Annotated in this window: 1 protein-coding gene and 1 pseudogene; one reads left to right on the top strand and one right to left on the bottom strand. The window is 68.4% G+C overall.

What is annotated here, in order from left to right:
* Positions 1 to 220: pseudogene (locus AC1D00_RS44345) on the top strand (glycosyltransferase family 39 protein); the annotation flags it as partial.
* A 123-nt stretch (positions 221 to 343) separates the two neighbouring features.
* On the opposite strand, the gene AC1D00_RS44350 reads toward AC1D00_RS44345, so the two are convergent.
* On the bottom strand, positions 344 to 608 hold a 265-nt coding region (locus tag AC1D00_RS44350), incomplete at its 5' end, for a uracil-DNA glycosylase (protein ID WP_477015105.1).

The raw sequence follows: 608 nt of genomic DNA on the forward strand, positions 1-608 counted from the left end.
GCCCGCGCGCACGCCATGGATCAATCAGGCCAAGTTCAGCGAGACCGGCGGCGTCGTGGTCTGGCGCGCCTCCGACACCGCCGGAACGCCCCCGCCGGACATCCTCAAACGCTTTCCCGGCATCGTGCCGGAAGTGCCGCGCGCCTTCGAATGGCTGGTGACCGGCCGCCAGCAGCTGCTGCGGATCGGCTGGGCCATCGTGCGGCCGAAGGGGACGTAGGCGGCTCCCGCGCTCTCTCCGTTCGTCATTGCGAGCGCAGCGAAGCAATCCAGAGTCTCTCCGCGGTGACAGTCTGGATTGCTTCGCTGCGCTCGCAATGACGGGGATAGGGCGTTCTGCCCCTCACGCGCCCGCCAGCACCTTCGCGATCGCCCGCAGATCCTGCCAGGCCAGCCGCTTGTAGGACGGCGAGCGGAGCAGATAGGCCGGATGAAACGTCGGCAGCGCGCGGATGGTGCGCGCACCGGTCTCGTAATCGAACCAGCGGCCGCGGGTGCGCATGATGCCTTCGCGCGTTCCGAGCAGCGTCTGCGTCGAGGGATTGCCGAGCGTCACCAGCACGTCGGGGTTCACCAGCTCGATCTGGCGCTGGATGAAGGGCAGGCAC

Source organism: Bradyrhizobium sp. P2_E8 (genome assembly GCF_056403875.1).